This is a genomic window from Bradyrhizobium sp. S69 (genome assembly GCF_009766005.1).
Classification (GTDB): Bacteria; Pseudomonadota; Alphaproteobacteria; order Rhizobiales; family Xanthobacteraceae; genus Bradyrhizobium.
In genome coordinates this window covers 24,006-37,133 of record NZ_LMUK01000051.1, presented here as the reverse complement: position 1 = coordinate 37,133, position 13,128 = coordinate 24,006, and the positions used below count along the sequence as shown (strand labels likewise).

Below are 13,128 nucleotides of genomic sequence, written 5' to 3'. Positions count from 1 at the left end.
CACTGTCTCCTTGGCGGCGGAGTAGCACCGGTCTCAGGCGCGCGCCCGTTGCAGAAAATCGCTTCGTGCCGCCTCGAACTCTGCCTTCAGCCGCTCGACCAGCTCGGCGACCGGCGGCGCATCGGTGATGGGGCCGATGCCCTGTCCGCAGCCCCAGATGTCGCGCCACGCCTTGGATTTGCTGTTTCCGCCGGAACCGAAATTCATCTTCGACTTGTCGGCGACCGGCAGATTGTGCGGATCAAGGCCCGCGGCCACGATCGACGGGCCGAGGTAGTTGCCGTGCACCCCGGTGAACAGGTTGGAATAGACGATGTCGTGCGCGGCGTATTGGGTCAGCGCGGCCTTGTAGGCCGGATCGGCGTTGGCCTCGGTCGTCGCGATGAAGCGCGTGCCCATATAGGCAAGGTCGGCGCCGAGCGCGATCGCCGAGGCAATGCTCCAGCCGTCGGAAATCGCCCCCGACAGCAGGACGGTGCCCTTGAACCATTGCTTGACCTCGCGCACCAGCGCGAACGGCGACAGCGTGCCGGCATGCCCGCCCGCGCCGGCGCATACCAGGATCAGGCCGTCGACGCCCTGTTCGGCGGCTTTCCGCGCGTGCCTTGCGTTGATGACGTCGTGAAACACCACGCCGCCATAAGAATGCGCGGCCTCGACGATCTCAAGCGGCGGCCGCAGCGAGGTGATGATGATGGGAACCCGGTGCTTCACACAGGTTTCCATGTCCTTCATCAACCGGTCGTTGGAGGCGTGGCAGATCTGGTTGACGGCGTAGGGCGCGACCTTCTTGTGCGGATGCAGCGCCTTGTACTCGCCGAGTTCGTTTTCGATTCGCGTCAGCCATTCATCGAGCTTTTCGACCGGGCGCGCATTGAGCGCCGGGAACGAGCCGACGACGCCAGCCTTGCACTGGGCGATCACCAGTTCGGGTCCGGATACGATGAACAATGGCGATCCGAGCACGGGCAGTTCGAGGGTATCGGCAAGCGACGCTGGCAACGGCATTCAATCCTCCCTTGTGGTCCCGGGCCGGCTCCAGCCGGGGCCTCGTTATGCGACCCCATTATAGATCTGGACGGGTCACCTCTTCTGTTCAATATTGAACGGCAATCTTATCATTATTGAACATAGCTGCCTGACCCGTTGGAGGACGCCGATGGACTGGGATCTTTGCAAGACCTTCGTCGCGGTGGCCGAAACCCACAGCTTCGCGGCGGCCGCGCGCCAGCTGCGTTCCAGTCATCCGACGGTTGGCCGCAAGATCGCCGCGCTGGAAGATCAGCTCGGCATCCCCTTGTTCGCGCGCTCCCACGAAGGCCTTTCGCTGACGTCGCAGGGGCGCAAATTCCGCGAACATGTCGAGGCCATGGCGGCGGCGGCATTGCGGGCCGAAGCCGCCGTATCGGCGACCGGTGCGCAGGCGCGCGGCGTGGTCAAGCTCTCGATCGGTCCGACATTCGCGTCCCACTGGCTGATGCCGCGGCTCGGGCCGTTCCTGCGCGCGCACGACCATATCCAGCTCGAGATCATCACCCATCCGTTTCCGGCCAGCGTGCGCCGCCGCGAGGCCGATGTCGTGCTGCGGCCGGTCGATAGCGGCGAAGAGAACCTGATCGGCCGCAAGATCGGCCGCATCGGTACCGGGTTCTACGCCTCGCGCGACTACGCGGCACGCCGGCGGCTGCCGGAACGGCGCGACGAATGGAAGGGACACAGCGTCATCGGCTTTGCCGACCGGGCGTCGAACGAGCGTCTGGCACGCTGGAGCAATCTCATCACGCGGCAGGGATCGGTCGTGCTGCGCTGTTCGTCCCAGGGCGATATGCTTGCCGCCGCGAGGATGGGCCTTGGAATATCGGCGCTGTCCTGCTTTGTCGCCGCCGACGATCCCGATCTGGTTCGCGTCGCCCCGCAGAAGCTCGTCAGCGTGTCGGATCTCTGGCTGCTGGCGCATCCGGACCTCGTCGAACTCCCCGCGGTACGCGCGGTGATCGACTTCGTCACCGCATGCGCGCGCGAGGACCAGCTGCGGTTGCGCGGCTAGAGCCTTTTCCGTTCCGATGGAATCGGAACGGGGCTCTAGTCTTTTGTTTTGACGCGTTTTCTTCACGCGAACCGGTGCCCACTTCGCTCGAAAACGCTCTGAGGCTGCTTTGAAATCAAGGCTACTTTGAAATCACGCCCTCGCGCTTCTTCAGCACGCGATAATAGCTCCACCACAGATGCGCCGCCGCGCCGCGCAGCGGCCGCCACGGTTCGGCGAGCGGCGCCATTTCCTTCGGCGTCGGGCGCGTCTTCAGTCCGAGGCCGATCTTGACAGCCTCCTGCACGGCGAGATCGCCCGCCGGCCAGGCATCGCCATGCCGAAGGCAAAACAGCAGATAGACGTCGGCGGTCCACGGGCCGATGCCGTGCAGCGCGGTCAGCGTGTTGTGCGCGGCATCGGCATCCTCGTTGGCGAGCACGTCGAGGTTCAATCGCTCGGCGGCGAGCTCGCGCGCGATGTTCTTCAGGGTCTTGATCTTGGCCGCGGACAGCCCGAGCCGGCCGAGGCGATCGGCGCGGGCCTTGCGGATCGCATCAGGGTGAAATGGATCGAACGCAACGCTGAGGCGGCCCCAGATCGCCGCGGCGCTCGCGGTGGAGAGCTGCTGGCCGGTGACGATCGCCGCAAGTCCGGCAAATCCCGGCTCGCGCTGCCGCAGCGCCGGCATGCCGGTGAGTTGGAAGATGGGTTTCAGCCGCGGGTCCCGTTTGACCAGCGCATGGATGGCGTCTTCGAGATCGGCCTGGGTATTGAGATGAACGGTCATTGTTTCAATTCTTGGCAATCGTCTCTTGGCAATCGTCATGGCCGGGCTCGTCCCGGCCATCCACGTCTTCTACAGATGGCATTGGCCCGCGGTTGATGGACATGCTTTTCTTGCGGCACTGTTGCAAGACGTGGATGCCCGGGACAAGCCCGGGCATGACGGAGCTTGAACAATGCCGCCACCCGTTTTCCGATTTGCCCCGAGTCCGAACGGCTATCTGCATCTTGGTCACGCTTATTCGGCGCTGCTGAACTTTGATTTGGCGCGCCGGGCCGGTGGCAGGTTGCTGCTGCGGATCGAGGATATCGACGCCAGCAGATGCAGGCCGGAATTCGAGACCGCGATCTACCAGGACCTCGCCTGGCTCGGCATCGCCTGGGAACATCCGGTGCGGCGGCAGTCGGAGCATTTTTGCGCCTATCGCGACGCGATCGAAACGCTGACCGCCCAGGGCCTGATCTATCCCAGCTTCGAAAGCCGTGCCGATATCGCAAGGCTGGTGGCGCAACGGGAGGCCGACGGCGCGTGGCCGCGCGATCCCGACGGCGCGCCGCTCTATCCTGGTGCGGCGAAATCGCTTGCGCCGGTGGCGCGCGCGGCGTTGCTCGAATCGGGGACACCGTATGCGCTGCGGCTTGACATGGAAGCGGCGATCGCGCGGGTCGGCGATCTCGCCTGGAGCGAGCGCGGGGCAGGCCCGGCGGGGGAGAGCGGCGCGGTCACGGGCTGGCCGCAAGCCTGGGGCGACGTCATCCTGGCGCGCAAGGAGATACCGACCAGCTATCATCTGTCGGTGGTGATCGACGATGCCTTGCAGGGCGTCACCGAGGTGGTGCGGGGCGAGGACCTGTTCTGGTCGACCAGCGTTCATCGGCTGCTGCAGGCGCTGCTCGGGCTGCCACAGCCGGTCTACCGGCATCACCGGTTGATGCGGGATGGCGCCGGGCAGAAGCTGTCAAAATCGACCGAGGCCACCGGTTTGCGCGACCTGCGCGCCGAGGGCGCGACGCCAGCCGATATCCGCCGACTGGTCGGCCTTTAAGGCTTCGCTTTATAGCGTTTTCAAGCCAACGGGTCGCGCGAATGCGCGCCCGATGACCGGCTCCGTGGAGACCGGTTCGCGTCAAGAAAACGCGTCAAAACAAGAATCCAAGCCACGAATCAGCCCCAAGTCCGTCCCGGTGTGCAAATAGCTTGGCCTGCGTGACTCCCGGTGGCATGCCATGGCATGCTGGACCTGCCGGGTCGGGGGAATCATGGCGTTCAGATCGCGCTCACAGCGCACCGCGCCGCCGCCGAAACGGCGAGCGACGAAAAAACGTGCTTCGCGTGCCACCGCGGGCACGGTGCGCAAGCGCGTGGCCAAGAGCGTTACTGCGAAGCCTGTCAAAGCCAAGACCGTCGCAGCCAAGAAGCCCTCACCCGGGATCGTCGAAGCAGCACTTGCGGCGTTCGCGCATGAGGTTCGTACGCCGCTGACCGGAATCCTGGCGATCAGCGATCTGCTGGCGACCTCGGACCTCGGCGAGCGCGAGCGGCGCTGGGTCGATACCATCAAGGCCGGCGCCGAACACCTCGCCAGCCTGGCGACGCTGTTCGTCGATGCCGCGAAGACGGCAACGGCCGGCAGCGAGGTCCGGCAGGACCTGTTCGATCTGCGGGCGCTGGCCCGCAATATCGGCGATGCGCTGGCCGGCAGGGCGGCGGCCAAGGGGTTGCGCTCGGCGGTCGACATTTCGGAAAAGCTTCCGGCGCTGGTGATCGGCGATCCGGTTCGGCTGCGCGCGGCGCTGGAAAATCTGATCGATAATGCGGTGAAATTCACCGAGCAGGGCGGCGTCGCGCTTGCGGTGTCGATGTCGCGCGGCGCCAAGGGCAGGATCGCGGTCGCGTTCGCGGTTTCCGATAGCGGAATTGGTCTTTCGCTCGCCGAGATCAAGCGGCTGTTTCGCCCGTTCTCACAGGCCAATGTCAGCATCGCCTCGCGCTTCGGCGGCGCCGGGCTTGGACTATCGTCGGTGAAACAGCTCGCCCGTGCCATGGACGGCGATATCGCCATCACGCCCCGGCGTGGCGGCGGCACCACGTTTACGCTGAAGGTGACCTTGGCCCGCGCCAGGCCGGCGAAAACCGGCGCCGGCGGCGAGGTCGAGCCGTCGTCGGTTGCCACGCCGGCGTTGCGGGTGCTCAGCGTCGAGGACAATCCGTTCGGCCGCGTCGTGCTCAACACCATCCTGACCGAACTCGGCCATCATGCGGAATTCATCGGCCGCGGCGAGGCGGCGGTCGAGCGGATCGCGCAAGGCGACTTCGACGCGGTGCTGATGGACATGGTGTTGCCGGGCATCGACGGCATCGAGGCGATCAAGCGCATCCGCCGCCTGGACCCGCCGCTTGGCCGTATCGCGATCATCGGCGTATCGGGCCGCGGCGATGATGAAGCGGCGTCGCGCGCGGCCGGCGCGGATGCCTTTCTGGTCAAACCTGTGTCTCCGCGGGCTTTAGCGACTGCGCTGCTTGAAGCGACACGCCGGTCGGCAGCCGCGACTTGATGATCGCCGCGTTCAGTTCGCCGCCATACACGAAGATCGCGGCGATGAAATACAGGAACACCAGCGCAATGATCACCGAGGCGAGCCCGGCATACATCGTGACGTAGTTGTTGGCGAAGCGTGAGAGGTACTGGCCGAAAACGATGCCGGAAATCAGCGAGGCCACCATGGTGAAGATGATGCCGGGCAGGATCTGCAGGAAGCTGCGGCGGCCGGCCGGCAGCCACGCATGCAGGATAAACAGCGCGACGATCAGCGCCGCGATGGTGATGCCGTAGCGCGCGAGGTTGAGGAAGTGTTCGTTGGTTTCGACGATCAGCGGAATGTAGCGCCGCACCGCCTCGATGATCAGCGGGCCGAGCACGATCAGGAACGCCATTGCCAGCGAGGTGAAGGCGGCGATCAGCGTGTAGCCGATCGATTCCAGCCGCAGCCAGTACCAGCGCCGCGGCTCGCTCACCGCATAGGCGCGGTTGAGCGCGACCCGCAGCGCCTCGACGCCGTTGGAGGCGAAGTACACCGCCAGAACCGCACCGATGGTCAGGATGTCGCCGCGACTGGTGGTCAGCACCTCGTGGATCTGGCCCGACAGCGAATCGGCGACCTGTTTCGGCCAGGTTTGCAGCAGTAATTGCACGGCCTGGTCGGCGAGTTCCTTGGAGCCGAAGAAGCCGGCCAGCGAGGCCAGCACGATCAGGAACGGGAACAGCGCCATCAAGGTCGACAGCGCGATGTGGCTCGCGATCGCCCAGCCGTCATCGGCGAGAAACGTGTAGAACGCATCCAGGGCGACCAGATAGACGTAGTGAATTTGCCTCACATTGCACCTGAGCTTGCGCGACCGGTTCGATGGTCACCTTCTGATATTACGTGCTTGAAAGCCAGATGGTTGCATCGCGCATGGGCGCAGACGTTGGCGGATCGCGCCATGCGGTGTTATGTAGGCGTCATGAGTGGACTCCTGAGCAAGTTAATCCTTCCCATCGCCGTCGGCGCCGTCGCGTTCGTGCTGCTGCTTGGCCTGATCAACATGATGCGGGGCGGTTCGCCGAGCCGGTCGCAGAAGCTGATGCAATGGCGGGTGCTGCTGCAATTCATCGCCATCGTCCTCACCATGCTGACGGTTTGGGCGATGGGGCATTAGAGCAAGTTTAAGATATCGGAGCCCGAGATGGTCGTCCTCAATCGTATCTACACGCGGACCGGCGATGACGGCACCACCGCGCTTGGCAATGGTGAACGGCGCGCGAAATACGACCTGCGCATCGGCGCCTATGGAACCGTGGACGAGACCAACGCCGCCATCGGCATCGTACGGCTGCATCTTTCGCAGATGCGCGATCTCGATGTGATGCTGGGCCTGATCCAGAACGATCTGTTCGATCTCGGCGCCGATCTGGCGGTGCCCGAGCGCGAGGGCAAAGCGGAGCGGTTGCGGATGCTGTCGAGCCAGGTCGAACGCCTCGAGCGCGACATCGACGCGCTAAATGAGCCGCTTTCGCCGTTGACCTCGTTCGTGCTGCCCGGAGGCACGCCCGCGGCGGCTTATCTGCATCTGGCGCGCACCATATGCCGTCGGGCGGAACGGATGATGGTGGAACTCGCAGCCCAGCCCGACGAGCGGGTCAGCGACGCCGCGATCCAGTATATGAACCGGCTGTCGGATTTCCTGTTCGTCGCCAGCCGCGCCGTGAACAACAATGGGGCCGGCGACGTGCTCTGGGTGCCCGGCCAGAACCGTTAAGGCGTGTCCGGCGGTATGGTATCCCACGCTGATGGATCGAGGTTTGGCGGTATCTTGCCGTTCAAAGCACGATCCCGGGACCAACGAGGTGGTTTGTTCGGATAAACCGGTTCCCGCTTCGTGCCGGGTGGGCCCTTCAGGTACGGTTCATGGCAGGATGGATAAGCTCGAAGGGGGCGATTTTTGGCCCTCGCGCGTTGACCGGGCTTGGCCGGACCTTTAGGTTCCGCGGCCAGTAACCGAACAGGTCACAAACAAGCGATAAGACCTGAAAACCAAGCGAAAGAGGATCGATGAAGGTTTTGGTGCCGGTAAAGCGGGTGGTCGACTACAACGTCAAAGTCCGCGTCAAGAGCGACGGAACGGGCGTTGAACTGTCCAACGTCAAGATGTCGATGAATCCGTTCGATGAAATCGCCGTCGAGGAAGCGCTGCGGCTGAGGGAAGCCGGCAAGGCGACCGAGGTCGTGGTGGTATCGATCGGTCCGGCGCAGGCGTCGGAAACCATCCGCACCGGTCTTGCGATGGGCGCCGATCGCGGCATCCTGGTCAAGGCGGAAGGCAATGTCGAGCCGCTGGCGGTCGCGAAGATTCTCAAAGCCATCGCGGATGAAGAGAAGCCCGGCCTTGTGATCCTGGGCAAGCAGGCGATCGACGACGACAGCAACCAGACCGGCCAGATGCTGGCCGCGCTGCTCGGCTGGTCGCAGGCGACGTTTGCCTCCAAGCTCGAAGTCGACGGCTCCGATTTCAAGGTGACGCGCGAAGTCGATGGCGGCTTGCAGACCGTGAAACTGAAGGGCCCCGCGATCGTAACTACCGATCTACGGCTTAACGAGCCGCGCTATGCAAGTTTGCCCAACATCATGAAGGCCAAGAAGAAGCCGATCGCGGACAAGAGCGCGGCGGATTACGGTGTCGATCTCACCCCGCATCTTGAAATCCTCAAGACCACCGAGCCGCCGGGCCGCAAGGGAGGCGTCAAGGTCAAGGACGTCGCCGAGTTGGTATCGAAGCTCAAGACCGAAGCCGGGGTTCTCTAAATGACGACGCTGTTGATTGCCGAACACGAACACGCAACCTTGAAGGACTCCACCAACAAGGCGCTGACCGCGGCCACCCAACTGGGCGGCGAGGTTCATGTGCTGGTTGCCGGCGGCGGCGAAGGCACCAAGGCCGCCGCGGAGGCGGCCGCCAAGCTTGCCGGCGTCACGAAGGTGCTGCTGGCCGAGGGCGATGCCTACGCCCATGATCTTGCCGAGCCGCTGGCGGCGCTGATCGTGGCGCTGGCTCCCAGCTATGACGCCTTCGTGGCGCCCGCGACCTCGCGCTTCAAGAACGTGATGCCGCGCGTCGCAGCGCTGCTCGACGTGATGCAGGTGTCGGAAATCATCAAGGTGGTCTCGCCCGACACCTTCGAGCGGCCGATCTACGCCGGCAACGCGATCCAGACCGTGAAGTCCAAGGACGCCAAGAAGGTTATCACGGTGCGGACCTCGACCTTCGCCGCGGCCGGCGATGGCGGCAGCGCGGCCATTGAAAATGCCGCATCCGCCGCCGATCCCGGCCTCTCCAGCTTCGTCGGCGAGGAGGTCGCAAAAAGCGATCGTCCCGAACTGACGTCGGCCAGGATCATCGTCTCCGGCGGTCGCGCGATGCAGAGCCGGGAGAATTTCGCCAAATATATCGAGCCGTTGGCCGACAAGCTCGGCGCCGGTGTCGGCGCCTCGCGCGCCGCGGTGGATGCCGGATATGCGCCGAACGATTGGCAGGTCGGCCAGACCGGCAAGGTGGTGGCGCCGGAGCTCTATATCGCGATCGGCATTTCCGGCGCGATCCAGCATCTCGCCGGCATGAAGGATTCCAAGGTGATCGTCGCGATCAACAAGGATGAGGACGCGCCGATCTTCCAGGTCGCCGATTATGGCCTGGTCGCGGATCTGTATCAGGCGGTTCCTGAACTGACCGAGGCACTCGGCAAGTAACGGGCAAGAACGGGATCAACCGCCACCCGGTTGAGTGGATTTCGGGCGGCGTTAGACAAGGCATGGGAAGGCGCGCTGCAATCGCGCGTCGCCCGGATGGATGGCAAGATGGCGGTAGTGATCAACAAGGTCGGCGTGATCGGCTCGGGCCAGATGGGCAACGGCATCGCGCATGTCGCGGCGCTGGCCGGGCTCGATGTCGTGCTCAACGACGTCTCCGATGACCGGCTGAAGTCGGCGATGGCGACCATCAACGGCAATCTGTCGCGCCAGGTCGTCAAGAAGATCATCACCGACGATGCCCGCAAGCAGGCGCTGAACCGGATCGCTACCAGCGATACCATGGAGGGCCTTGCCGACTGCGACCTGGTGATCGAGACCGCGGTCGAGAAGGAAGACGTCAAGCGCAAGATCTTCCACGACGTCTGCGCGGTGCTGAAGCCCGAGGCGATCGTCGCGTCCAACACCTCATCGATCTCGATCACGCGGCTTGCGGCATCGACCGACCGTCCCGAACGCTTCATCGGTATTCATTTCATGAATCCGGTGCCGCTGATGGAGCTGGTCGAACTGATCCGCGGCATCGCCACCGACGACACCACCTTCGAGGCGGCCAAGGAATTCGTCAGCCGGCTCGGCAAGCAGATCGCGGTATCGGAGGATTTCCCGGCCTTCATCGTCAACCGCATCCTGCTGCCGATGATCAACGAGGCGATCTACACGCTGTATGAAGGCGTCGGCAATGTCGAGGCGATCGATGCGGCGATGAAGCTCGGCGCGCACCATCCGATGGGGCCGCTGGAACTGGCGGATTTCATCGGCCTCGACACTTGTCTGTCGATCATGCAGGTGCTGCATGAGGGGCTGGCCGATTCCAAATACCGGCCCTGTCCGCTGCTGGTGAAATATGTCGAGGCCGGCTGGCTCGGCCGCAAGACCCAGCGCGGCTTCTACGACTATCGCGGCGAAAAGCCGGTCCCGACACGCTAGGCTACGCTGCCGTAGGGTGGGCAAAGCCACCGGGTCGCGCGAATGCGCGCCCGATGACAGGCTCCGCGTGCCCACCAAGAAATTAAATGACCTCTCATGTTGAACGGTGGGCACGGCGCGAGAGCGCCTTTGCCCACCCTACGATTTTTACCGCAGCGCCTCGCACGCACGCTTCAATCGCCGGCCCGATTCCTCGATCAGCGCTGACGGATTGGCGAAGCTGACCCGGATCGCCGGCGACACCCCGCTATCCTCGCCGGGGAATACCGCGAGGTCGGCGTTCTGCAGCAAATAGGCCGCAAAATCGCGGTCGCTGCCGATTTCCGTGCCGTCGGGCGCGCGCTTGCCGATCACGCCGGCGCAGGACACCAAGAGATAAAACGTTCCCTCCGGCGCGGCGCAGCTAAGACCAGGACAATCATTCACCAGCGCGACAAAGCGGTCGCGCTTGCCGCGCAGGATCGCGATCCGTTCCCGCAGCAGGTCCTGCGGGCCGTCGAGTGCGGCGATCGCGGCGGCCTGGCTGATCGACGAGGCGCAGGACGTGGTCTGCGACTGGATCTTTATCATTTCGCGGATCAGCGCGGCCGGGCCGGCGGCGTAGCCGATGCGCCATCCCATCATCGCATAGGCCTTGGCGAGCCCGCTGACGGTCAGCGTCCGCGGCTTCAGGCGCGGTTCGATTGCGGCCAGCGTAGGTGCGCGGTCACCCTCGAACACGATCTGTTCGTAGAGGCCGTCGGCCATGATCCAGACATCGGGGTATCGTTGCAGCACGGCGGCGATCTCGGCCAGTTCGTCGCGGCGATAGACCGCACCCGACGGGTTGACCGGGTTATTGATCACCAGCCAGCGGGTTTTGGCGGTGATCGCGGCCTCTAGGTCCTCCGGGCGCAGCTTGAAGCCGTTGTTCTGCGGACAGGGCACGACGACAGGTTCGCCGCCGACGAGCCGCACCTGGTCGAGATAGGGCGCCCAATAGGGCGCCGGCACGATCACCTCGTCGCCCGGCGCAAGCGTCGCCAGCAACGCATTGAACAGCGCCTGCGTCGAGCCGTTGGTGATGACGATCTCGTCGGTGGCATAGTCGAGGCCATGGTCGCGCTGCAATGCCGCGCGCACCGCCTGCTTCAGTTCAGGCGTGCCGTCGACATCGGTGTAGCGGGTGTCTCCTCGCAAGGCCGCGTCATGCGCCGCCGCGATGACATGGTCCGGCGTGGCGAAATCGAGATTGCCCGAGGACATCTCGATGATGTCGCGCCCGGCGCCGCGTAACTCGCGGGCGCGGCGGCGCAGCACCGAGGCGGGCGACGGCTGGATGGCACTGACGCGCGGTGACAACACGGGCATGGCGTTCAAGGGCTTGGCGGTCATTGCACGTACTGCGCCACGCCGTGGCCGAACGACCAGTTTTCGGGAAGCACCTCGACCAAATTGATGAAGATGTCTTCGGGACGAAGGCCGGGGTTGGCGGTCAATTTCTCGACGATGCGCCGGTACAGCTCCTGCTTTTGCGCCCTCGGGCGGGTGTTGCTGACGGTGAGCTGGATGATGACGAGGTCATCGCTGCGCCTGATGCCGAGATAATTTGCGTCGTAGGCGAAATTATCTTCGTCGTGTTCGGTCAGGATCATGAAGCGATCGCCCTCGGGGACGTTGAAGGTCTCGCGCATCGCCTGATAGAGGCCCTCAAGAATGGCCTTGCGGTAGGCGGCGGGCTTGCCCCGTCGCATGGAAACCCGGGTCAGCGGCATGGGGCGCTCCTGTTGGTGGTCGGTGGTGACCGACAGGTTATAGGCCATGCTTGACCATTAAAAAACGATATGAAATACTATTTCAGTGATTTCATATTGAAATGAATGACCATGCGAGCGCTCGATATCGAGGCGGTACAGGCCTTTGTGCTGGTGGCCGATCTGAACAGTTTTACCCGGGCCGCGGAGGCGCTGGACACCACGCAATCCGCGATCAGCCTGAAGATCAAGCGGTTGGAAGACGGGCTCGGCCGGCGCCTTCTGGAGCGAACCCCGCGGCTGGTCAGGCTGTCGGCGGAGGGCAGCGCGTTTCTCGGCGCCGCGCGCCATCTGGTCGCCGCACATCAATCCGCGATCGGCGCCTTCGCGGTCGAGCATCGCCGCCTGGCGGTGGGCGTCAGCCACCACATCGTCGGTAGCGAACTGGCCGCGGTGCTCAAGCGCATCAACGCGACCGATCCGGGCCTTGTGATTGGTTTGCAGATCGATGCCTCGCGTTCGGTGCTCGAGGCCTTCGATGCCGGTGAACTCGATGCGGCGATCGCGCTCCGGCACGACGCCAAGCGCCGCGACGGCGAGGTCTTGTTCGAGGAACAATTCAGCTGGATGGGGACGCCTGATTTCAATCGTCCGACCGGCGAGCCGCTGCGGCTGGCGACCCAGGCCGAGCCTTGCAGCGTGCGCGCCATGGCGGTCGGCGCGCTGGACGCGGCCGGCGTGCCCTGGACCGAGGTCTTTGTCGGCGGCGGGATCGCGGCCATTGGCGCTGCGATTTCCGCGGGCCTTGCGGTCGCAGCACTGGGGCGCCGGGTCGCGCCATCCGATACGGCCGATCTCGGGCCCCGGCTCGGCCTGCCGCCGCTGCCGTCGCGCGAGGTCATGCTTTATTCGAAGCCGGCGGACGCGCGGACCCGGCGCGCGCTGCGCACGTTGGGGGCAGCGTTCGCAGCGGCCGCCTGACGTCTTAATCCGTCTTTTACCGTTGGCTCGCTAGGGTCGCCGGCGTTGGGGAGTAGTGCGTATGGATATGATGGCAGTGGTCGGCGCCATGATGGCGATGCAGGCGGCAAATACCCAGACCCAGGTCACCACCTCGATCATGAAATCGAACGCCGATGCGGCGAAATCCGAGGTCCAGACCCTGTTAGGCACGCCATCGACGGCGAATCTTGGCGCCGGCGTCGGCGGCAACCTCAATATTTCAGCCTAAAATCCCACCGCCGCCGTAGGGTGGGCAAAGGCGCCTTTGCGCCGTGCCCACCATTTCAAGCATCGAACCAGCTCGGT

Annotated in this window: 15 protein-coding genes; 10 read left to right on the top strand and 5 right to left on the bottom strand. The window is 64.4% G+C overall.

The window, feature by feature from the left end; all coding sequences use genetic code 11:
* Positions 1 to 33: 33 nt before the first annotated feature.
* Positions 34 to 1,008: an NAD(P)H-dependent flavin oxidoreductase gene (locus GSQ88_RS29095; protein ID WP_159011242.1), complete on the bottom strand. Its 975-nt coding sequence runs from the start codon at positions 1,006 to 1,008 to the stop codon at positions 34 to 36.
* A 151-nt stretch (positions 1,009 to 1,159) separates the two neighbouring features.
* On the opposite strand from GSQ88_RS29095, the gene GSQ88_RS29090 reads away from it, so the two are divergent.
* Complete coding sequence (locus tag GSQ88_RS29090; RefSeq protein WP_159011241.1) at positions 1,160 to 2,047, top strand: LysR family transcriptional regulator; 888 nt, start codon at positions 1,160 to 1,162, stop codon at positions 2,045 to 2,047.
* Between the two features lie 121 nt (positions 2,048 to 2,168).
* On the opposite strand, the gene GSQ88_RS29085 is transcribed toward GSQ88_RS29090, so the two are convergent.
* On the bottom strand, positions 2,169 to 2,816 hold the full coding sequence (locus GSQ88_RS29085; protein ID WP_159011240.1) for a DNA-3-methyladenine glycosylase family protein: 648 nt from the start codon (positions 2,814 to 2,816) through the stop codon (positions 2,169 to 2,171).
* A 172-nt stretch (positions 2,817 to 2,988) separates the two neighbouring features.
* Between GSQ88_RS29085 and gluQRS the strand changes: the two genes are divergently transcribed.
* Both gluQRS and GSQ88_RS29075 read left to right on the top strand, forming a co-directional pair.
* A complete protein-coding gene (gene gluQRS / locus GSQ88_RS29080; protein WP_159011239.1) occupies positions 2,989 to 3,858 on the top strand; it encodes a tRNA glutamyl-Q(34) synthetase GluQRS in 870 nt (289 codons plus the stop codon).
* Between the two features lie 214 nt (positions 3,859 to 4,072).
* Positions 4,073 to 5,368 (top strand): ATP-binding protein, encoded by a 1,296-nt coding sequence (locus tag GSQ88_RS29075; RefSeq protein ID WP_159011238.1) that lies wholly within the window; start codon positions 4,073 to 4,075, stop codon positions 5,366 to 5,368.
* Here the strand turns inward: GSQ88_RS29075 and GSQ88_RS29070 are convergent.
* Complete coding sequence (locus GSQ88_RS29070; protein ID WP_159011237.1) at positions 5,295 to 6,188, bottom strand: YihY/virulence factor BrkB family protein; 894 nt, start codon at positions 6,186 to 6,188, stop codon at positions 5,295 to 5,297. The two genes, GSQ88_RS29075 and GSQ88_RS29070, sit on opposite strands and share 74 nt — an antisense overlap.
* Positions 6,189 to 6,317: 129 nt before the next feature.
* On the opposite strand from GSQ88_RS29070, the gene GSQ88_RS29065 reads away from it, so the two are divergent.
* The 5 genes from GSQ88_RS29065 (at position 6,318) to GSQ88_RS29045 (ending at position 10,087) form a co-directional block, all read left to right on the top strand.
* Positions 6,318 to 6,512: a twin transmembrane helix small protein gene (locus tag GSQ88_RS29065; RefSeq protein WP_159011236.1), complete on the top strand. Its 195-nt coding sequence runs from the start codon at positions 6,318 to 6,320 to the stop codon at positions 6,510 to 6,512.
* Positions 6,513 to 6,539: 27 nt separating this feature from the next.
* Positions 6,540 to 7,112 (top strand): cob(I)yrinic acid a,c-diamide adenosyltransferase, encoded by a 573-nt coding sequence (locus GSQ88_RS29060; protein WP_159011235.1) that lies wholly within the window; start codon positions 6,540 to 6,542, stop codon positions 7,110 to 7,112.
* Positions 7,113 to 7,405: 293 nt separating this feature from the next.
* Positions 7,406 to 8,155: an electron transfer flavoprotein subunit beta/FixA family protein gene (locus GSQ88_RS29055; RefSeq protein ID WP_159011234.1), complete on the top strand. Its 750-nt coding sequence runs from the start codon at positions 7,406 to 7,408 to the stop codon at positions 8,153 to 8,155.
* Positions 8,156 to 9,097 carry an electron transfer flavoprotein subunit alpha/FixB family protein gene (locus GSQ88_RS29050; protein WP_159011233.1) on the top strand — a complete coding sequence of 314 codons (942 nt, stop codon included), beginning with the start codon at positions 8,156 to 8,158 and terminating at the stop codon, positions 9,095 to 9,097.
* Between the two features lie 108 nt (positions 9,098 to 9,205).
* Positions 9,206 to 10,087 (top strand): 3-hydroxybutyryl-CoA dehydrogenase, encoded by an 882-nt coding sequence (locus GSQ88_RS29045; RefSeq protein ID WP_159011232.1) that lies wholly within the window; start codon positions 9,206 to 9,208, stop codon positions 10,085 to 10,087.
* A 147-nt stretch (positions 10,088 to 10,234) separates the two neighbouring features.
* On the opposite strand, the gene GSQ88_RS29040 is transcribed toward GSQ88_RS29045, so the two are convergent.
* Positions 10,235 to 11,461: an aminotransferase class I/II-fold pyridoxal phosphate-dependent enzyme gene (locus tag GSQ88_RS29040; protein ID WP_246785091.1), complete on the bottom strand. Its 1,227-nt coding sequence runs from the start codon at positions 11,459 to 11,461 to the stop codon at positions 10,235 to 10,237.
* On the bottom strand, positions 11,458 to 11,841 hold the full coding sequence (locus GSQ88_RS29035; RefSeq protein ID WP_159011231.1) for a tautomerase family protein: 384 nt from the start codon (positions 11,839 to 11,841) through the stop codon (positions 11,458 to 11,460). The genes GSQ88_RS29040 and GSQ88_RS29035 overlap by 4 nt, the downstream gene beginning before the upstream one ends.
* Positions 11,842 to 11,952: 111 nt before the next feature.
* On the opposite strand from GSQ88_RS29035, the gene GSQ88_RS29030 reads away from it, so the two are divergent.
* The gene (locus GSQ88_RS29030) at positions 11,953 to 12,801 is read left to right on the top strand and encodes a LysR family transcriptional regulator (protein WP_159011455.1); all 849 of its coding nucleotides are present in this window, start codon (positions 11,953 to 11,955) and stop codon (positions 12,799 to 12,801) included.
* Positions 12,802 to 12,862: 61 nt separating this feature from the next.
* Positions 12,863 to 13,051 (top strand): putative motility protein, encoded by a 189-nt coding sequence (locus tag GSQ88_RS29025; RefSeq protein WP_159011230.1) that lies wholly within the window; start codon positions 12,863 to 12,865, stop codon positions 13,049 to 13,051.
* The last annotated feature ends 77 nt before the right edge of the window (positions 13,052 to 13,128 follow it).